The sequence below is a fragment of the Pseudomonas sp. 8AS genome, assembly GCF_902506505.1.
GTDB lineage: Bacteria > Pseudomonadota > Gammaproteobacteria > Pseudomonadales > Pseudomonadaceae > Aquipseudomonas.
Map to the genome: position 1 here is coordinate 2996759 of NZ_LR733406.1, position 19431 is coordinate 3016189.

15 protein-coding genes are annotated in these 19431 nt (G+C 64.4%); 14 read left to right on the top strand and 1 reads right to left on the bottom strand.

Going from position 1 to position 19431, the window contains the following annotated elements:
- Nucleotides 1-259: 259 nt before the first annotated feature.
- From GV001_RS13975 to nuoN, 14 genes are all read left to right on the top strand, one after another.
- Nucleotides 260-1855 carry an isocitrate lyase gene (locus tag GV001_RS13975; protein ID WP_160080831.1) on the top strand — a complete coding sequence of 532 codons (1596 nt, stop codon included), beginning with the start codon at nt 260-262 and terminating at the stop codon, nt 1853-1855.
- A 777-nt stretch (nt 1856-2632) separates the two neighbouring features.
- On the top strand, nt 2633-3046 hold the full coding sequence (locus tag GV001_RS13980; protein ID WP_160080833.1) for an NADH-quinone oxidoreductase subunit A: 414 nt from the start codon (nt 2633-2635) through the stop codon (nt 3044-3046).
- A gap of 10 nt (nt 3047-3056) precedes the next feature.
- Entirely contained in the window at nt 3057-3734 is a 678-nt protein-coding gene (locus GV001_RS13985; protein ID WP_160080835.1) for an NADH-quinone oxidoreductase subunit B family protein, read from the top strand.
- Between the two features lie 58 nt (nt 3735-3792).
- Nucleotides 3793-5574: an NADH-quinone oxidoreductase subunit C/D gene (gene nuoC / locus GV001_RS13990; RefSeq protein ID WP_160080837.1), complete on the top strand. Its 1782-nt coding sequence runs from the start codon at nt 3793-3795 to the stop codon at nt 5572-5574.
- Nucleotides 5571-6071, top strand: coding sequence for an NADH-quinone oxidoreductase subunit NuoE (gene nuoE / locus GV001_RS13995; RefSeq protein ID WP_178091864.1), 501 nt, complete (start codon nt 5571-5573; stop codon nt 6069-6071). The genes nuoC and nuoE overlap by 4 nt, the downstream gene beginning before the upstream one ends.
- A complete protein-coding gene (nuoF, locus tag GV001_RS14000) occupies nt 6068-7423 on the top strand; it encodes an NADH-quinone oxidoreductase subunit NuoF (RefSeq protein ID WP_160080841.1) in 1356 nt (451 codons plus the stop codon). Before nuoE ends, nuoF begins: the two co-directional genes overlap by 4 nt.
- 94 nt (nt 7424-7517) lie before the next feature.
- On the top strand, nt 7518-10226 hold the full coding sequence (gene nuoG, locus GV001_RS14005; protein ID WP_160080843.1) for an NADH-quinone oxidoreductase subunit NuoG: 2709 nt from the start codon (nt 7518-7520) through the stop codon (nt 10224-10226).
- The gene (gene nuoH, locus GV001_RS14010; protein ID WP_160080845.1) at nt 10223-11215 is read left to right on the top strand and encodes an NADH-quinone oxidoreductase subunit NuoH; all 993 of its coding nucleotides are present in this window, start codon (nt 10223-10225) and stop codon (nt 11213-11215) included. The genes nuoG and nuoH overlap by 4 nt, the downstream gene beginning before the upstream one ends.
- Nucleotides 11216-11228: 13 nt before the next feature.
- Entirely contained in the window at nt 11229-11777 is a 549-nt protein-coding gene (nuoI, locus tag GV001_RS14015) for an NADH-quinone oxidoreductase subunit NuoI (RefSeq protein WP_160080847.1), read from the top strand.
- Nucleotides 11778-11786: 9 nt separating this feature from the next.
- On the top strand, nt 11787-12296 hold the full coding sequence (nuoJ, locus tag GV001_RS14020; RefSeq protein WP_160080849.1) for an NADH-quinone oxidoreductase subunit J: 510 nt from the start codon (nt 11787-11789) through the stop codon (nt 12294-12296).
- Nucleotides 12293-12601, top strand: a complete 309-nt coding sequence (gene nuoK / locus GV001_RS14025) for an NADH-quinone oxidoreductase subunit NuoK (protein WP_160080851.1) — start codon at nt 12293-12295, stop codon at nt 12599-12601. Before nuoJ ends, nuoK begins: the two co-directional genes overlap by 4 nt.
- The gene (nuoL, locus tag GV001_RS14030; RefSeq protein WP_160080853.1) at nt 12598-14448 is read left to right on the top strand and encodes an NADH-quinone oxidoreductase subunit L; all 1851 of its coding nucleotides are present in this window, start codon (nt 12598-12600) and stop codon (nt 14446-14448) included. The genes nuoK and nuoL overlap by 4 nt, the downstream gene beginning before the upstream one ends.
- Before the next feature lie 15 nt (nt 14449-14463).
- Nucleotides 14464-15993: an NADH-quinone oxidoreductase subunit M gene (gene nuoM, locus GV001_RS14035; RefSeq protein ID WP_160080855.1), complete on the top strand. Its 1530-nt coding sequence runs from the start codon at nt 14464-14466 to the stop codon at nt 15991-15993.
- Between the two features lie 8 nt (nt 15994-16001).
- Nucleotides 16002-17477, top strand: a complete 1476-nt coding sequence (gene nuoN / locus GV001_RS14040) for an NADH-quinone oxidoreductase subunit NuoN (RefSeq protein ID WP_160080857.1) — start codon at nt 16002-16004, stop codon at nt 17475-17477.
- A gap of 339 nt (nt 17478-17816) precedes the next feature.
- On the opposite strand, the gene GV001_RS14045 is transcribed toward nuoN, so the two are convergent.
- Nucleotides 17817-19136: a Na+/H+ antiporter family protein gene (locus tag GV001_RS14045; RefSeq protein ID WP_160080859.1), complete on the bottom strand. Its 1320-nt coding sequence runs from the start codon at nt 19134-19136 to the stop codon at nt 17817-17819.
- Nucleotides 19137-19431 lie beyond the last annotated feature (295 nt).

Sequence of the window (19431 nt, forward strand, 5' to 3'; positions counted from 1 at the left end):
TCCTGAGGGACGGGGAAGCCAGCGTATCAGCCAGACCGTTTGACCAGTCAGCGCCTGCCTCGACTAGCCATGCCGGCAAGTCAGCAGACGACTCGGTTGCGGACTGTTTGTCTCGTCACCCCCTCCTCCGCGTTCTGCTCTCGTCCCTGTCGATATTTCGGCGTTCTGTTTTGTGTCGCCCGCAACAGCAAGTTTTTTGCACGTTGGTTTTGGGTGGGAAGTCGGTGCTCAACCAAACTCACACTTTGAAGGATTGACCATGTCAGCTTATCAAAACGACATCAAAGCCGTTGCCGCCCTGAAAGAAGCCGCAGGCAGCAGCTGGAGCGCTATCAACCCGGAATCCGTGGCCCGCATGCGCGCCCAGAACCGCTTCAAGACCGGCCTGGAAATCGCCCAGTACACCGCTGACATCATGCGCAAAGACATGGCCGAGTACGACGCCGACTCGTCCGTCTACACCCAGTCGCTGGGTTGCTGGCACGGCTTCATCGGTCAGCAGAAGCTGATTTCGATCAAGAAGCACCTGAAGACCACCAACAAGCGCTACCTGTACCTGTCCGGCTGGATGGTTGCCGCCCTGCGTTCCGACTTCGGCCCGCTGCCGGACCAGTCGATGCACGAGAAGACTGCCGTCTCCGACCTGATCGAAGAGCTGTACACCTTCCTGCGCCAGGCTGACAGCCGTGAACTGGACCTGCTGTTCACCGCCGTTGACGCTGCCCGCGCTGCTGGCGACAAGGCCAAAGAAGCCGAACTGCAAGCCCAGATCGACAACTACGAAACCCACATCGTACCGATCATCGCCGACATCGACGCCGGCTTCGGTAACCCGGAAGCCACCTACCTGCTGGCCAAGCGCATGATCGAAGCAGGCGCTTGCTGCATCCAGATCGAAAACCAGGTTTCCGACGAGAAGCAGTGCGGTCACCAAGACGGCAAAGTCACCGTTCCGCACGCCGACTTCCTGGCCAAGATCGCTGCCGTTCGCTACGCCTTCCTGGAACTGGGCATCGACAACGGCGTGATCGTTGCTCGTACCGACTCCCTGGGTGCCGGCCTGACCAAGCAGATCGCCGTAACCAACGCTCCGGGCGACCTGGGCGACCAGTACAACTCCTTCCTGGATTGCGAAGAAGTTTCCGCCGCCGAGCTGAAGAACGGCGACGTCGTTCTGAACCGCGAAGGCAAGCTGCTGCGTCCGAAGCGCCTGCCGTCCAACCTGTTCCAGTTCCGTGCTGGCACCGGTGAAGCGCGCTGCGTACTGGACTGCATCACCTCGCTGCAGAACGGTGCCGACCTGCTGTGGATCGAAACCGAGAAGCCGCACGTTGGTCAGATCGCTGCCATGGTTAACGAGATCCGCAAGGTCATCCCGAACGCCAAGCTGGTTTACAACAACAGCCCGTCCTTCAACTGGACCCTGAACTTCCGTCAGCAGGTATTCGATGCGTTCGTTGCCGAAGGCAAAGACGTTTCCGCCTACGACCGCGCCAAGCTGATGAGCATCGAGTACGATGCCACCGAACTGGCCCAGGTTGCCGACGAGAAGATCCGCACCTTCCAGCGCGACGGTTCGGCTCATGCCGGCATCTTCCACCACCTGATCACTCTGCCGACCTACCACACCGCCGCGCTGTCCACCGACAACCTGGCCAAGGGTTACTTCGCAGACCAGGGCATGCTGGCCTACGTGAAAGGCGTGCAGCGTGAAGAACTGCGTCAGGGCATCGCCTGCGTCAAGCACCAGAACATGGCTGGCTCCGATATCGGCGACAACCACAAAGAGTACTTCGCTGGCGAAGCCGCTCTGAAGGCCTCTGGTAAAGACAACACCATGAACCAGTTCCACTAATAGGAACCGGTTTTCTCGGACAGAGCCACGCCCCTGCTCGAGAGTGTTGCCAGACAAACCCCAGCAGCGATGCTGGGGTTTGTTTTTTGCGCAAGCGGTAGCAAAGAGAAGCTGCCACTACATCGCCCCTCAGCTCCGAAAAGAGTCGCCCGCCCACCAGCCTCACATGCCCCGCACAGAACGCCCAGCGAACCCCATCACTCAAGACTCACACGCCCACCATGACTCAGCATGAGCCGCAGCGCCTGGCAACGCATCTGCAAGAGCCAGACTCCTGCGCCAGCATAGCCAGAATCCCATCACGCCCGCTCGCACTCGCCAATAGCCGACACCGAGCACAACCGGAAAACTGACAAGCTGAAAAGCGCCGCCCGACTCCCACACCCGCCTCACTGACGAACATTTGTACAAACTACCCAGGCCAGCACCGAATGTTTTACGTCCCCTGCAGACAAAAAACTTGTTCCTGATCGGCGGTCAATAGAGTGCCGCGTAAACAATTACGGACAGATAGCTTTCACAAAGGCGTCACTGCGGAGTCAAAAAACGTCAATTTAGGCGTACTACCAAAGGAGTAGAGCACTCTGCAGGGGTTATAGGGCCTGCGTTACAGCCATGAACGCCCTATTTGACCGTCCGCCTCCGTTCATTTTTTTATTCAGAAAAATTTACTTACCTTGCCCTGCGCGCATAAAATTGCGCCCATACTTTGCAGGGCTCCGGATCGGGGCTCTCCATATAAATAGAAGGCCGTCCCTTAATCCAAGGAGAAGCGGCATGCCTGATGCGGTAACGACCATGTCCCACAACTGGGCTTTTGCCATTTTCCTGCTCGGCGTCTTCGGGCTCATCGCGTTCATGCTCGGTGTTTCCAGCCTGCTCGGCAGCCGGGCCTGGGGGCGGAGCAAGAATGACCCCTTCGAATCCGGCATGCTGCCTACCGGCACGGCCCGTCTACGCCTCTCGGCGAAGTTCTATCTGGTCGCGATGCTCTTCGTGATCTTCGATGTTGAAGCCCTCTTTCTCTTCGCTTGGGCAGTCTCGGTGCGCGAAAGCGGCTGGGCCGGTCTGATCGAAGCTACAGTTTTCATAGCAATTCTGTTGGCAGGTCTTGTCTATCTTTGGCGTATCGGCGCGCTCGACTGGGCACCCGAGGGCCGTCGCAATCGGCAGGCGAAGCTAAAACAATGAGGCTTTGGCAATGCAATACAAACTTACTCGGATCGATCCGGATGCGCCTAACGAGCAGTATCCGGTCGGCGAGCGGGAGACTGTCTCCGACCCGCTGCTAGAAGATCAGGTCCACAAGAACATCTACATGGGCAAGCTCGAGGATGTTCTCAACGGTGCGGTGAACTGGGGTCGCAAGAACTCCCTGTGGCCGTACAACTTCGGCCTGTCCTGCTGCTACGTGGAAATGACCACGGCCTTCACTGCGCCCCACGATATCGCGCGCTTCGGCGCGGAAGTCATTCGTGCGTCCCCGCGCCAGGCCGACTTCATGGTCATCGCCGGCACCTGCTTCATCAAGATGGCGCCGATCATCCAGCGTCTGTACGAGCAGATGCTGGAGCCCAAGTGGGTGATCTCCATGGGTTCGTGCGCCAACTCCGGCGGTATGTACGATATCTACTCGGTGGTTCAGGGGGTCGACAAGTTCCTTCCGGTCGACGTCTACATTCCCGGCTGCCCGCCCCGCCCCGAAGCGTTCCTGCAAGGCCTGATGCTGCTGCAGGAGTCCATCGGCAAGGAGCGTCGTCCGCTGTCCTGGGTCGTGGGCGATCAAGGCATCTACCGTGCCGAAATGCCTTCGCAGAAAGAACTGCGCCGCGAACAGCGCATAGCTGTCACCAACCTGCGCAGCCCCGACGAAGTGTGAGCCCGGGCTCCCGTACGAGCCCGCTCACTGACGCCGTTGACCGATAGCGACCGAGACCATGACTGCAGACAGCATTCTGTCCATACCGCCATACAAAGCCGATGACCAAGACGTGGTCGTCGAGCTCAATTCCCGTTTTGGTGCCGAGACTTTTACCGTCCAGAGCACCCGCACCGGCATGCCGGTGCTGTGGGTTTCCCGTGATCGCCTGATCAATGTCCTGACCTTCCTGCGCAACCTGCCGCGCCCCTACGTCATGCTGTATGACCTGCATGGCGTCGACGAGCGCCTGCGCACCCAGCGTCGCGGCCTGCCGGGCGCCGACTTCACGGTGTTCTACCACCTGATGTCGCTCGAGCGTAACAGCGACATCATGATCAAGGTTGCCCTGAAAGAAGGCGACCTCAGCCTGCCCAGCGTCACCGGCATCTGGCCCAACGCCAACTGGTACGAGCGTGAAGTCTGGGACCTGTACGGCATCACCTTCAGCGGCCACCCGCACCTGACCCGCATCATGATGCCGCCGACCTGGGAAGGTCACCCGCTGCGCAAGGACTACCCGGCGCGCGCCACCGAATTCGACCCGTACAGCCTGAACCTGGCCAAGCAGCAGCTGGAAGAAGAAGCAGCGCGCTTCAAGCCGGAAGACTGGGGCATGAAGCGTGGCGGCGAGCATGAGGACTACATGTTCCTCAACCTCGGCCCCAACCATCCGTCCGCCCACGGCGCGTTCCGCATCATCCTGCAGCTCGATGGCGAAGAGATCGTCGACTGCGTGCCGGAGATCGGTTACCACCACCGCGGCGCAGAGAAGATGGCCGAGCGCCAGTCCTGGCACAGCTTCATCCCCTACACCGACCGCATCGACTACCTCGGCGGGGTGATGAACAATCTGCCCTACGTCCTGTCGGTCGAGAAGCTGGCCGGGATCAAGGTGCCACAGCGCGTCGACTTCATCCGCGTCATGCTGGCCGAGTTCTTCCGCATCACCAGCCACCTGCTGTTCCTCGGCACTTATATCCAGGACGTCGGGGCGATGACTCCGGTGTTCTTCACCTTCACCGACCGCCAGCGCGCCTACAAGGTGATCGAAGCCATCACCGGCTTTCGCCTGCACCCGGCCTGGTACCGCATCGGCGGCGTCGCCCACGACCTGCCGCGCGGCTGGGACAAGCTGGTAAAGGAATTCGTCGACTGGCTGCCCAAGCGCCTCGACGAGTACACCAAGGCCGCGCTGAAGAACAGCATCCTCAAGGGCCGCACCGTCGGCGTGGCGCAGTACAACACCAAGGAAGCCCTGGAATGGGGCGTCACCGGTGCCGGCCTGCGCTCCACCGGCTGTGACTTCGACCTGCGCAAGGCGCGCCCGTACTCTGGCTACGAAAACTTCGAGTTCGAAGTGCCGCTGGCGCACAACGGCGACGCCTACGACCGCTGCATGGTGCGCGTGGAAGAGATGCGCCAGAGCATCCGCATCATCGATCAGTGCCTGCGCAACATGCCGGAAGGCCCGTACAAGGCGGATCACCCGCTGACCACGCCGCCGCCGAAAGAGCGCACGCTGCAACACATCGAGACCCTGATCACCCACTTCCTGCAGGTTTCCTGGGGCCCGGTCATGCCGGCCAACGAGAGCTTCCAGATGATCGAGGCGACCAAGGGCATCAACAGCTATTACCTGACCAGCGACGGCAGCACCATGAGCTACCGCACCCGGATCCGCACCCCGAGCTTCGCCCACCTGCAACAGATCCCCTCTGTGATCCGCGGCAGCATGGTGGCCGACCTCATCGCCTATCTGGGCAGTATCGACTTCGTTATGGCCGACGTGGACCGCTGATTATGAGCACGCTTATCCAGACTGATCGCTTCGCCCTCAGCGAAGCCGAGCGCTCGGCCATCGAGCACGAGATGCACCACTACGAGGACCCGCGCGCGGCGTCCATCGAAGCCCTGAAGATCGTGCAGAAGGCCCGCGGCTGGGTGCCGGACGGCGCCGCCGATGCCATCGGCTCGATCCTCGGCATTCCGGCCAGCGACGTCGAAGGCGTGGCCACCTTCTATAGTCAGATCTTCCGCCAGCCGGTGGGTCGCCACATCATCCGCGTCTGCGACAGCATGACCTGCTTCGTCGGCGGCCACGAAAGCCTGCTCGGCAGCCTCAAGGACAAGCTCGGCATTGCCCCCGGCCAGACCACTGCCGACGGCCGCTTCACCCTGCTGCCGGTGTGCTGCCTGGGCAACTGCGACAAGGCCCCGGCGGTGATGATCGACGACGACACCTACGGCAACCTCGATGCCAATGGCATCGTCCAACTGCTGGAGGCCTACGCATGAGCATCAAGACGCTGACCTCCATCGGCCCGGCCAACCGCATCGCCCGCAGCGAAGAGACCCATCCGCTGACCTGGCGCCTGCGCGACGACGCCCAGCCGGTATGGCTGGAGGAATACCAGGCGAAGAACGGCTACGCCGCCGCGCGCAAGGCCCTCGCCGAAATGGCCCAGGCCGATATCGTGCAGACGGTCAAGGACTCCGGCCTCAAGGGCCGCGGCGGTGCGGGCTTCCCCACCGGCGTGAAGTGGGGCCTGATGCCGGCCGACGAATCCATGAACATCCGCTACCTGCTGTGCAACGCGGACGAAATGGAGCCGAACACCTGGAAGGACCGCATGCTCATGGAGCAGCTGCCGCACCTGCTGGTGGAAGGCATGCTGATCAGCGCGCGCGCGCTCAAGGCCTACCGCGGCTACATCTTCCTGCGCGGCGAGTACGTCGACGCGGCCGCCAACCTCAATCGCGCCATCGAGGAAGCCAAGGCCGCCGGCCTGCTGGGCAAGAACATCCTCGGCAGCGGCTTCGACTTCGAGCTGTTCGTCCACACCGGTGCCGGCCGCTATATCTGCGGTGAAGAAACAGCGCTGATCAACTCCCTGGAAGGCCGTCGCGCCAACCCGCGCTCCAAGCCGCCCTTCCCCGCCGCAGTCGGTGTGTGGGGCAAGCCGACCTGCGTCAACAACGTCGAGACCCTGTGCAACGTGCCGGCCATCGTCGCCAACGGCGTCGACTGGTACAAGAGCCTGGCCCGCCCGGACAGCGAAGACCACGGCACCAAGCTGATGGGTTTCTCCGGCAAGGTGAAGAACCCCGGCCTGTGGGAACTGCCGTTCGGCCTGCCGGCCCGCGAGCTGTTCGAGGACTACGCCGGCGGCATGCGCGACGGCTACAAGCTGAAAGCCTGGCAGCCCGGTGGCGCCGGTACCGGCTTCCTGCTGCCGGAACACCTGGATGCGCTGATGTATGCCGGCGGTATCGCCAAGGTCGGCACCCGCATGGGTACCGGTCTGGCCCTGGCCATCGATGACTCGGTGAACATGGTCGCCCTGCTGCGCAACATGGAAGAGTTCTTCGCCCGCGAGTCCTGCGGCTGGTGCACCCCATGCCGCGACGGCCTGCCGTGGAGCGTGAAGATGCTGCGCGCCCTGGAGCGTGGCCAAGGCAGCGCCGAGGACATCGAGACCCTGCTCGGCCTGGTCAACTTCCTCGGCCCCGGCAAGACCTTCTGCGCCCATGCACCGGGCGCCGTCGAACCGCTGGGCAGTGCGATCAAGTATTTCCGTCCGGAGTTCGAGGCTGGCGTGGCCAGCTCGAGCGCCCCGGCCAGCGCGGGGCAATTCGCCCCAGCGTGAAGATTGGCGTTACGGCGGCCACTGACCTGGCCCCGCGACACAGCGTGATTCCATTAGCCAAGCCCGCTCACGCGGGTAAGAAGAAACCTGAACCATGGCCACTATCCACGTAGACGGCAAAGATTTCGAAGTCGACGGTGCGGACAACCTGCTGCAGGCCTGTCTGTCCCTCGGGCTCGATATCCCCTACTTCTGCTGGCACCCGGCGCTCGGTAGCGTCGGCGCCTGCCGCCAATGCGCGGTCAAGCAGTACAGCGACGAGAACGACACCCGCGGCCGCCTGGTCATGTCCTGCATGACCCCGGCCACCGACAAGACCTGGATCAGCATCGACGACGAAGAGGCCAAGCAGTTCCGCGCCAGCGTCGTCGAGTGGCTGATGACCAACCACCCGCACGACTGCCCGGTGTGCGAGGAAGGCGGTCACTGCCACCTGCAGGACATGACGGTGATGACCGGCCACAACCAGCGCCGGTACCGTTTCACCAAGCGCACCCACCAGAACCAGCAGCTGGGCCCGTTCATTTCCCACGAAATGAACCGCTGCATCGCCTGCTACCGCTGCGTGCGCTACTACAAGGACTACGCCGGCGGCACCGACCTGGGCGTCTACGGCGCCCACGACAACGTGTACTTCGGCCGCGTCGAGGATGGCACGCTGGAAAGCGAGTTCTCCGGCAACCTGGTCGAGGTCTGCCCGACCGGCGTGTTCACCGACAAGACCCACTCCGAGCGCTACAACCGCAAGTGGGACATGCAGTTCGCCCCGAGCATCTGTCATGGTTGCTCGTCCGGCTGCAACATCAGCCCCGGCGAGCGCTACGGCGAGATCCGCCGCATCGAGAACCGCTTCAACGGCTCGGTCAACCAGTACTTCCTCTGCGACCGCGGCCGTTTCGGCTACGGCTACGTCAACCGCAGCGATCGTCCGCGCCAACCGCTGCAGGGCAGCCAGCCACTGGGCATCGACGCGGCGCTGGACAAGGCCGCCGAACTACTCAAGGGCAAGCGCGTGATCGGCATCGGCTCGCCACGCGCCAGCCTGGAAAGCAATTTCGCCCTGCGTGAACTGGTCGGTGCCGGCAACTACTACAGCGGCATCGCCGCCGGCGAGCTGGAAAACACCCGGCTGATCCGCGACATCCTGCAGAACGGCCCGCTGCCGGTGCCGACCCTGCGCGAGGTGGAAAGCCACGACGCGGTATTCGTCCTCGGCGAAGACCTGACCCAGACCGCCGCGCGCCTGGCCCTGGCCCTGCGCCAGGCGGTCAAGGGCAAGGCCACCGAAATCGCCGCCTCGATGAAGATCCAGGACTGGCACATGGCCGCCGTGCAGAACGTCGCTCAGGACGCCCTGCACCCGCTGTTCATCGCCAGCGTCGCCGCCACCCGCCTGGATGACGTCGCCGCCGAATGCGTGCATGCCGCCCCCGACGATCTGGCCCGCCTCGGCTTCGCCGTGGCCCACGCCATCGACCCGAGCGCCCCGGCCGTCAGCGGCCTGGACAGCGACGCCGCGCAGCTGGTGCAGCGCATCGCCGACGCCCTGCTGAATGCCAAGCGCCCGCTGGTCGTCTCCGGCGCCTCGCTGGGCAACAAGGCGCTGATCGAGGCCGCCGCCAACATCGCCGGCGCCCTGAAGAATCGCGAGAAGAACGGCTCCCTCAGCCTGATCGTCGCCGAAGCCAACAGCATGGGCGCCGTCCTGCTCGGTGGCGAATCGGTCGACGCCGCCCTGGCCGCGCTCAGCGCCGGCCAGGCCGATGCCCTGATCGTGCTGGAAAACGACCTGTACCGCCGCGCCGACGCCGCCAAGGTGGATGCCGCCCTGGCCGCGACCAAGGTGGTGATAGTCGCCGACCATCAGCAGACCGCCACCAGCGCCAAGGCCGACCTGGTGCTGCCGGCTGCCAGCTTCGCCGAAGGCGACGGCACCCTGGTCAGCTTCGAGGGCCGTGCCCAGCGCTTCTTCCAGGTGTTCGAGCCGAGCTACTACGACAGCAGCATCCTGGTCCGCGAGGGCTGGCGCTGGCTGCATGCGCTGCACAGCACCCTGCAGGGCAAGGCCGTGGACTGGACCCAGCTGGACCAGGTCACCGCAGCCTGTGCCGCCAGCAGCAGCGTGCTGGCTGGCATCAGCGATGCCGCGCCGAGCGCCTCGTTCCGCATCAAGGGCCTCAAGCTGGCGCGTGAGCCGCACCGCTACAGCGGCCGTACCGCCATGCGCGCCAACATCAGCGTGCACGAGCCGCGCCAGCCGCAGGATGCGGACTCGGCCTTCGCCTTCTCCATGGAAGGCTATGCCGGCAGCGCCGAGGACCGTCAGCAGATTCCGTTCGCCTGGTCGCCGGGCTGGAACTCGCCGCAGGCCTGGAACAAGTTCCAGGACGAAGTCGGCGGCCATCTGCGTGCCGGCGATCCGGGCGTGCGCCTGATCGAAGCCAAGGGCGCCAGCCTCGCCTGGTTCGGCGTACCCGCGGCGTTCAATCCGGCGCCGGGTACCCTGCAGGCCGTGCCGCTGCACCACCTGTTCGGCAGCGAGGAAACCTCGTCGCGCGCCGCCCCGCTGCAGGAACGCATCCCGCAGCCCTACGTGGCCCTGGCCAAGGCCGAGGCCGCGCGCCTGGGCGCGAATGACGGCGCCCTGCTCAGCCTGAACGTGGGCGGCCAGGCCCTGCGCCTGCCGCTGCAGATCGACGAAGAGCTGGCCATCGGCCTGGTCGGCCTGCCGGTCGGTCTGCCGGGCATCCCGCCGGTCATCGCCGGCGCCGTGGTGACTGGCGTTCAGGAGGCCGCACAATGAACTGGCTCACGCCTGAAGTGGTGGACGTGATCATCGCGGTGTTCAAGGCCATCGTCATCCTGCTCGCCGTGGTGGTCTGCGGCGCGCTGCTGAGCTTCGTCGAACGCCGCCTGCTCGGCTGGTGGCAGGATCGCTACGGCCCCAACCGGGTCGGTCCGTTCGGCATGTTCCAGATCGCCGCCGACATGATCAAGATGTTCTTCAAGGAGGACTGGACCCCGCCGTTCGCCGACAAGTTCATCTTCATCCTGGCGCCGATGATCGCCTTCGCTGCCATGCTGATGGCCTTCGCCATCATCCCGGTCACTCCGACCTGGTATGTCGCGGACCTCAACATCGGCATCCTGTTCTTCTTCGCCATGGCCGGCCTGTCGGTGTATGCCGTGCTGTTCGCCGGCTGGTCGAGCAACAACAAGTTCGCCCTGCTCGGCGCCCTGCGCGCCTCGGCGCAGACCGTATCCTACGAGGTGTTCCTGGCCCTGGCGCTGATGGGCATTGTCGCCCAGGTCGGCTCGTTCAACATGCGCGACATCGTCGACTACCAGGCCGAAAACCTGTGGTTCATCATTCCGCAGTTCTTCGGCTTCTGTACCTTCTTCATCGCTGGCGTGGCCGTGACTCACCGTCACCCCTTCGACCAGCCGGAAGCGGAGCAGGAGCTGGCCGACGGTTACCACATCGAATACGCCGGGATGAAATGGGGCATGTTCTTCGTCGGCGAATACGTCGGCATCGTGACCATTTCCGCCCTGCTGGTAACCCTGTTCTTCGGTGGCTGGCACGGGCCGTTCGGCATCCTGCCGCAGATCCCGTTCTTCTGGTTCGCCCTGAAGACCGGCTTCTTCATCATGCTGTTCATCCTGCTGCGCGCCTCCATCCCGCGCCCGCGCTATGACCAGGTGATGGCCTTCAGCTGGAAGTTCTGCCTGCCGCTGACCCTGATCAACCTGCTGGTGACCGGCGCGCTCGTGCTGGCCTCGGCCCAGTAAGGAGAAACACACAATGCTCAAGTACATCTGGGAAGTGGTGCACGGCACCTTTACCCAACTGCGCAGCCTGGTGATGGTGTTCGGTCACGGCTTCCGCAAACGCGATACCCTGCAATACCCGGAAGAACCGGTCTACCTGCCGCCGCGCTACCGCGGGCGCATCGTCCTGACCCGCGACCCCGACGGCGAGGAACGCTGCGTGGCCTGCAACCTGTGCGCCGTGGCCTGCCCGGTCGGCTGCATCTCCCTGCAGAAGGCCGAAACCCCGGACGGCCGCTGGTACCCGGACTTCTTCCGCATCAACTTCTCGCGCTGCATCTTCTGCGGCCTGTGCGAAGAAGCCTGCCCGACCACCGCGATCCAGCTCACCCCGGATTTCGAGATGGGCGAGTTCAAGCGCCAGGACCTGGTGTACGAGAAGGAAGACCTGCTCATCAGCGGCCCGGGCAAGAACCCGGACTACAACTTCTACCGCGTCGCCGGTATGGCCATTGCCGGCAAGCCGAAAGGCGCCGCGCAGAACGAGGCCGAGCCGATCAACGTGAAAGGCCTGCTGCCCTAAGGACGAACGATGGAATTCGCTTTCTACTTCGCCGCGGGGGTTGCCGTGGCTTCGACCCTGCGGGTGATCACCAACACCAACCCGGTGCACGCCCTGCTGTACCTGATCGTCTCGCTGCTCGCCGTGGCCATGACCTTCTTCGCCCTCGGCGCGCCCTTTGCCGGCGCCCTGGAGATCATCGTCTACGCCGGCGCCATCATGGTGCTGTTCGTCTTCGTGGTGATGATGCTCAACCTCGGCCCGGCGGCCGCCGAGCAGGAACGCAAGTGGCTCAAGCCCGGCATCTGGACCGGTCCGGCCATTCTTTCCGCCCTGCTCCTCGGCCAGCTGCTGTACGGGCTGTTCCAGGCGCCTAGCGGTGCCTCGATCGGCCTGGTCACGGTCGACGCCAAGGCGGTCGGCATCGCCCTGTTCGGCCCCTACCTGCTGGCCGTCGAACTGGCCTCCATGCTGCTGCTCGCCGCGCTGGTCGCCGCCTACCACCTGGGCCGCCACGAAGCTAAGGATCTAACGCCATGAATGCGATTCCCATGGAGCACGGCCTGGCCCTGGCCGGCGTGCTGTTCAGCCTCGGCCTGATCGGCCTGATGGTACGGCGCAACATCCTGTTCGTACTGATGAGCCTGGAAGTGATGATGAACGCTACCGCCCTGGCCTTCGTGGTCGCCGGCAGCCGCTGGGTGCAGGCCGACGGGCAGATCATGTTCATTCTGGTGATCACCCTGGCAGCCGCCGAGGCCAGCATCGGCCTGGCGATCCTGCTGCAGCTGTATCGCCGCTTCCACACCCTCGATATCGACGCTGCCAGCGAGATGCGCGGATGAATCTTCTATTCCTGACTTGCCTGTTCCCCCTGCTCGGCTGGTTCCTCCTGGCCTTCTCCCGTGGTCGTCTGTCCGAGAACCTGTCCGCCCTGATCGGCGTCGGCTCGGTCGGCCTGTCGGCGCTCAGCGCCGCCTGGGTGATACTGCAGTTCAACCTCAACCCACCAGCCAATGGCGTGTTTACCCAGGTGCTGTGGCAATGGATGTCGGTCGGCGCGTTCCAGCCCAGCTTCACCCTGTACCTGGACGGCCTGTCGCTGACCATGCTCGGCGTGGTCACCGGCGTCGGCTTCCTGATCCACCTGTTCGCCAGCTGGTACATGCGCGGTGAAGAGGGTTACTCGCGCTTCTTCGCCTACACCAACCTGTTCATCTTCAGCATGCTGATGCTGGTGCTGGGCGACAACCTGCTGGTGCTGTACTTCGGCTGGGAAGGCGTGGGCCTGTGCTCCTACCTGCTGATCGGCTTCTACTTCAAGCACGTGCCCAACGGTAATGCCGCCCTCAAGGCCTTTATCGTCACCCGCGTCGGCGACGTGTTCATGGCCATCGGCCTGTTCATCCTGTTCCTCCACCTCGGCACCCTGAACATCCAGGAGCTGATGGTGCTGGCGCCGCAGAAGTACGTGGCCGGCGACAGCTGGCTGTGGATCGCCACCCTGATGCTGCTCGGCGGCGCGGTCGGCAAGTCCGCCCAGCTGCCGCTGCAGACCTGGCTGGCCGACGCCATGGCCGGCCCGACCCCGGTGTCCGCGCTGATCCACGCGGCGACCATGGTCACCGCCGGCGTCTACCTGATCGCCCGTACCCACGGCCTGTTCCTGCTGACCCCGGACATCCTCGAGCTGGTCGGCATAGTCGGCGGCGTGACCCTGGTCCTGGCCGGCTTCGCCGCCCTGGTGCAGACCGACATCAAGCGCATCCTCGCCTACTCGACCATGAGCCAGATCGGCTACATGTTCCTCGCCCTCGGCGTGCAGGCCTGGGACGCGGCGATCTTCCACCTGATGACCCACGCCTTCTTCAAGGCCCTGCTGTTCCTCGCTTCCGGTGCGGTGATCAATGCCTGCCACCACGAGCAGAACATCTTCAAGATGGGCGGCCTGTGGAAGAAGCTGCCACTGGCCTATGCCAGCTTCATCGTCGGCGGTGCCGCCCTGGCCGCCCTGCCGCTGATCACCGCCGGCTTCTATTCCAAGGATGAGATCCTCTGGGAAGCCTTCGCCAGCGGTCACCAGGAGCTGCTGTACGCCGGCCTGGTCGGTGCCTTCATGACCTCGCTGTACACCTTCCGCCTGATCTTCATCGCCTTCCACGGCGAGCAGCAGACCGAGGCCCATGCCGGTCATGGCGTGGCCCACTGGCTGCCGCTGGTGGTGCTGATCGTGCTGTCGACCTTCATCGGCGCACTAATCTCCCCGCCGCTGGCCGGCGTGCTGCCGCAGAGCGTCGGCCATGCCGGTGGCGAAGCCCAGCACGGTCTGGAAATCGCCTCGGGCGCCATCGCCATCGCCGGCATCCTCCTGGCCGCCCTGCTGTTCCTCGGCAAGCGCAGCCTGGTCGGTGCCGTGGCGCAGAGCGCCCCCGGACGCTTCCTGTCGGCCTGGTGGTTCGCCGCCTGGGGCTTCGACTGGCTCTACGACAAGTTGTTCGTGCAGCCCTACCTGCTGATCTGCCGCCTGCTCGGGCGTGACCCGATCGACCGCAGCATCGGCCTGGTGCCGCGCCTGGTGCGGGGCGGCAACGCCGTGCTGGCGCGTGCCCAGACCGGTCAGGTGCGCTGGTACGCCACGTCCATCGCCGGGGGCGCCGTGCTGGTGCTCGCCGTCCTCCTGTTTCTGAATTAAGGAAAATAGCCCGTCATGATTCTGCCCTGGCTAATCCTGATCCCCTTCATCGGCGGCCTGCTGTGCTGGCTGTGCGAGCGCTTCGGCAACACCCTGCCGCGCTGGATCGCCCTGCTCAGCATGGTGCTGCTGTTCGGCCTCGGCCTGTGGCTGTGGGCCACCGGCAATTTCGCCCTGGCTCCGGCTCCCGGCGCCGATCCGGTGTGGGCGGCCGAGTTCAAGCTGCAGTGGATCGAGCGTTTCGGCATCAGCGTGCACCTGGCGCTGGACGGCCTGTCGGTGCTGATGATCAGCCTCACCGGCCTGCTCGGCGTGCTGTCCGTGCTATGCTCGTGGAATGAGATCCAGAACCGCGTCGGCTTCTTCCACCTCAACCTGATGTGGATCCTCGGCGGCGTGGTCGGCGTGTTCCTCGCCGTCGACCTGTTCCTGTTCTTCTTCTTCTGGGAAATGATGCTGGTGCCGATGTACTTCCTCATCGCGCTCTGGGGTCATAGCGGCAGCGAAGGCAAGACCCGCATCTACGCCGCCACCAAGTTCTTCATCTTCACCCAGGCCAGCGGCCTGATCATGCTGGTGGCGATCCTCGGCCTGGTGTTCGTCCACTACAACAGCACCGGCGTATTGACCTTCAACTACGCCGACCTGCTGAAGACCCAGATGAGCGCCGGCACCGAGTACCTGCTGATGCTCGGCTTCTTCATCGCCTTCGCGGTGAAGTTCCCGGTGGTGCCGTTCCACTCCTGGCTGCCGGACGCCCACGCCCAGGCGCCGACCGCCGGTTCGGTGGACCTGGCCGGCATCCTGCTGAAGACCGCCGCCTACGGCATGATGCGCTTCGCCCTGCCGCTGTTCCCCAACGCCTCGGCCGAGTTCGCGCCGATCGCCCAGTGGCTCGGCGTGTTCGCCATCGTCTACGGTGCCCTGCTGTCCTTCGCGCAGACCGACATCAAGCGCCTGGTGGCCTTCTCCAGCGTCTCGCACATGGGCTTCGTGCTGATCGCCATCTACTCCGGCAGCCAGATCGCCCTGCAGGGCGCGGTGGTGCAGATGCTGGCCCACGGCCTGTCCGCGGCGGCGCTGTTCATCCTCTGCGGCCAGCTGTATGAGCGCCTGCACACCCGCGACATGCGCGAGATGGGCGGCATCTGGGCGCGCATGCCCTGGCTGCCTGCGGTGAGCCTGTTCTTCGCCGCCGCCGCCCTGGGCCTGCCGGGCACCGGCAACTTCGTCGGCGAGTTCCTGATCCTGGTCGGCAGCTTCCAGGCCGCGCCCTGGGTCACCGTGCTGGCCGCCACCGGCCTGGTGTTCGGTTCGGTTTACTCGCTGATCATGATCCACCGCGCCTACTTCGGCCCGGCCAAGGCGGATACCGTCCTGCAGGGCCTGAAGCCGCGCGAGCTGCTCATGGTGCTGGGCCTGGCGGCGCTGCTGATCCTGCTTGGCGTCTACCCGCAGCCGGTGCTCGACACCTCCGCCGCCACCATGTCCGGTGTGCAGCAGTGGCTGGGTAGCGCTCTCAATCAACTCGTTTCGGCCCGGTAAGCAGAGCTATGCAACTGACGACTCAACACTTCATCGCCCTGCTACCCCTGCTGATCACCAGTGCCACCATCGTTGTGGTGATGCTGGCGATCGCCTGGAAACGCAACCACAGCTGGACCTACGGCCTGTCGGTACTGGGCCTCAACCTGGCCCTGCTGTCGCTGCTGCCGGCGCTCAAGGTCACCCCGCTGCAAGTCACCCCGCTGCTGCTGGTGGACAACTTCGCCTGCTACTACATGGCCCTGGTGCTGGCCGCGACCCTGGCCTGCGTGACGCTGATCCACGCCTACCTGGGTGGCGATTCGGGCAAGGGCTATCCGGGCAACCGCGAAGAGCTGTACCTGCTGATGCTGCTGTCCGCCGCCGGCGGCCTGGTGCTGGTCAGCGCCCAGCATCTGGCCGGCCTGTTCATCGGCCTGGAGCTGCTGTCGGTACCGACCTACGGGATGATCGCCTACGCCTTCTTCAACAAGCGTTCGCTGGAAGCCGGCATCAAGTACATGGTGCTGTCGGCGGCCGGTTCGGCCTTCCTCCTGTTCGGCATGGCCCTGCTGTATGGCGAGGCCGGCAGCCTGAGCTTCGCCGGGATCGGCAGCAAGCTGGCGGCCAACGGCCTGCCGAGCCTGATCGCGCAGATCGGCATCGGCATGATGCTGGTCGGCCTGGCCTTCAAGCTGTCGCTGGTGCCCTTCCACCTGTGGACCCCGGACGTCTACGAAGGCGCCCCGGCGCCGGTGGCGGCCTTCCTGGCCACCGCCAGCAAGGTGGCGGTGTTCGCCGTGCTGCTGCGTCTGTACCAGATCTCCCCGGTCACCTCCGGCGGCTGGCTGAACGAGCTGCTGACGGTGATCGCCATCGCCTCGATCCTGTTCGGCAACCTGCTGGCCCTGCTGCAGAGCAACATCAAGCGCCTGCTCGGTTACTCCTCGATCGCCCACTTCGGCTACCTGCTGGTGGCCCTGATCGCCAGCAAGGGCCTGGCCGTGGAAGCGGTCGGCGTGTACCTGGCCACCTACGTGCTGACCAGCCTGGGCGCGTTCGGCGTGATCACCCTGATGTCGACGCCCTACAGTGGCCGCGATTGCGACGCCCTGTACGAGTACCGCGGCCTGTTCTGGCGGCGTCCGTACCTGACCGCCGTGCTCACCGTGATGATGCTGTCGCTGGCCGGCATCCCGCTGACGGCCGGCTTCATCGGCAAGTTCTACGTGGTCGCCGCAGGCGTCCAGGGCCAGCTGTGGTGGCTGCTCGGCACGCTGGTGCTGGGTAGCGCCATCGGCGTGTTCTATTACCTGCGGGTGATGGTCACCCTGTTCCTGGTCCAGCCCAACCTGCGTCGCCACGATGCCGACATGCACTGGGCCCAGCACGCCGGTGGCATCATGCTGCTGTTCGTGGCCGTGCTGGCCTTCTTCCTCGGCGTCTACCCGCAACCGCTGCTGGAACTGGTGCAGCAGGCAGGTCTGGTGGCCATCGCCCCCTGAAGCGCCAAGCGCTGCGAAGAACCCGGCCCAGGCCGGGTTTTTTGTCTGTGCAGAAAGTGATTCGCCCGGGCGGCAGCGATTCGTGGCTGAAGCCGCTCCTGCAAAGGCGTTCAGCGTATGGAGTGACTTCAGCCGCGATTCGCGCCCATGAAAAAGGGCGCCCGCAGGCGCCCTCCTCACAACTCGCTTACCTCAACTAAGCAACTGGCCCACCCGGGTGCCCGGATCGACCGCCACGGCACTGCTGCGCTTGAGCGGCGCGTTGCTCATCGGCCTGCAACTCGGTTCACCAAGGGCGCGGATTCCGACTTGGCCCCTGCCCCCGTGCAGATGCCCTGGTTACAGCACCATGGCCGCGACCCAGCCGAAGGCCAGCAGCGGCAGGTTGTAGTGCAGGAAGGTCGGCACCACGCTGTCCCAGACATGGTTGTGCTGGCCGTCAACGTTGAGCCCGGAGGTCGGCCCGAGGGTCGAGTCGGAGGCCGGCGAACCGGCGTCGCCGAGGGCGCCGGCGGTGCCGATGATGCTGACGATGGCCAGCGGGCTGAAGCCCAGCTGCACGCCCAGCGGCACGAAGATCGCGGCGATGATCGGCACGGTGGAGAAGGACGAACCGATGCCCATGGTCACCAGCAGGCCGACCAGCAGCATCAGCAGCGCGCCCATGGCCTTGCTGTTGCCGATCCAGGCCGTGGAGGCGTCCACCAGGGTCTTCACGTCGCCGGTGGCATTCATCACCTCGGCAAAACCCTGGGCGGCGATCATGATGAAGCCGATCATGGCCATCATCTTCATGCCTTCGGTGAACAGGTCATCGGCCTCTTTCCAGCGCACCACGCCGGATACGGAGAAGATCACGAAGCCAACCAGCGCGCCGATGATCATCGAGTCCAGCCACAGCTGCACGACGAACGCCGCGGCCACGGCCACGGCCGCCACCAGCAGGCTCAGCGGGTTGTAGACCACGCGGACCTGCTCGGCCTGCTCGATCTTCTCCAGGTCGTAGACGCGCTTCTTGCGGTAGCTGAAGAACACCGCGACGAGCAGGCCGAACAGCATGCCGATGGCCGGGATCAGCATGGCCTCGGTGACGTTGACGCCCGCCACGTCGACCCCGCCCTTGACCACGTTGGCCAGGAGGATGTCGTTGAGGAAAATCCCGCCGAAACCCACCGGCAAAAACATGTAGGGGGTGATCAGGCCGAAGGTGATCACACAGGCAATCAGCCGGCGGTCGATCTGCAGCTTGGTCAGCACATACAACAGCGGCGGAACCAGCAGCGGGATGAAGGCGATATGGATCGGCAGGATGTTCTGCGACGACACCGATACCGCCAGCAGGAGGCCGACCAGCAGCCACTTCACCTCGCTGGCGCCTTTCTCGTGGTTGCGCCCGACCAGAGCCAGGGCCTTGTCGGCCAGGGCATGGGCCAGGCCCGACTTGGCGATGGCCACGGCAAAGGCGCCGAGCAGCGCATAGGACAGCGCCACGGTAGCACCGGCCCCCAAGCCCTTGTTGAAGGCGGCCAGCGCCCCCTCGATCCCCAGACCACCGAACAGGCCGCCGACCAGGGCACCGATGATCAGTGCTACCACCACATGCACCCGGCACAGGCTGAGGACCAGCATGATGCCGACTGCGGCCACAACTGCGTTCATGACTTGCTCCCATCAGGACGATAAAGCAGGCCCGCAAGCCCAGAAAAAAGCGCAGCACTCTGCCCGATGGGTCAGCTTCTGTCAAAAGTAAAAACGTGCAGAATACTGAGCGACCTGTGCATAATTCTTGCTACTGCTTTCAGCTGCTCAATATGAAGCTCATGTAGCCGCCTATTTCGCCGCATTGCGGATCAAGCCCGCACCCTGCGCACCGATCTGGGGCTAGAAGTCTGAACTGATAAGGACCCTCGCCAATGCAGTCCCGTAGCCTGTCCATCCAATGGAAAATCACCCT

What these genes read in the sequence shown, in the direction of transcription:
- GV001_RS13975 (WP_160080831.1), top strand. Translation starts at nt 260, where the DNA reads ATGTCAGCTTATCAAAACGACATCAAAGCCGTTGCCGCCCTGAAAGAA.
- GV001_RS13980 (WP_160080833.1), top strand. Translation starts at nt 2,633, where the DNA reads ATGCCTGATGCGGTAACGACCATGTCCCACAACTGGGCTTTTGCCATT.
- GV001_RS13985 (WP_160080835.1), top strand. Translation starts at nt 3,057, where the DNA reads ATGCAATACAAACTTACTCGGATCGATCCGGATGCGCCTAACGAGCAG.
- nuoC (WP_160080837.1), top strand. Translation starts at nt 3,793, where the DNA reads ATGACTGCAGACAGCATTCTGTCCATACCGCCATACAAAGCCGATGAC.
- nuoF (WP_160080841.1), top strand. Translation starts at nt 6,068, where the DNA reads ATGAGCATCAAGACGCTGACCTCCATCGGCCCGGCCAACCGCATCGCC.
- nuoG (WP_160080843.1), top strand. Translation starts at nt 7,518, where the DNA reads ATGGCCACTATCCACGTAGACGGCAAAGATTTCGAAGTCGACGGTGCG.
- nuoH (WP_160080845.1), top strand. Translation starts at nt 10,223, where the DNA reads ATGAACTGGCTCACGCCTGAAGTGGTGGACGTGATCATCGCGGTGTTC.
- nuoI (WP_160080847.1), top strand. Translation starts at nt 11,229, where the DNA reads ATGCTCAAGTACATCTGGGAAGTGGTGCACGGCACCTTTACCCAACTG.
- nuoJ (WP_160080849.1), top strand. Translation starts at nt 11,787, where the DNA reads ATGGAATTCGCTTTCTACTTCGCCGCGGGGGTTGCCGTGGCTTCGACC.
- nuoK (WP_160080851.1), top strand. Translation starts at nt 12,293, where the DNA reads ATGAATGCGATTCCCATGGAGCACGGCCTGGCCCTGGCCGGCGTGCTG.
- nuoL (WP_160080853.1), top strand. Translation starts at nt 12,598, where the DNA reads ATGAATCTTCTATTCCTGACTTGCCTGTTCCCCCTGCTCGGCTGGTTC.
- nuoM (WP_160080855.1), top strand. Translation starts at nt 14,464, where the DNA reads ATGATTCTGCCCTGGCTAATCCTGATCCCCTTCATCGGCGGCCTGCTG.
- nuoN (WP_160080857.1), top strand. Translation starts at nt 16,002, where the DNA reads ATGCAACTGACGACTCAACACTTCATCGCCCTGCTACCCCTGCTGATC.
- GV001_RS14045 (WP_160080859.1), bottom strand. Translation starts at nt 19,136, where the DNA reads ATGAACGCAGTTGTGGCCGCAGTCGGCATCATGCTGGTCCTCAGCCTG.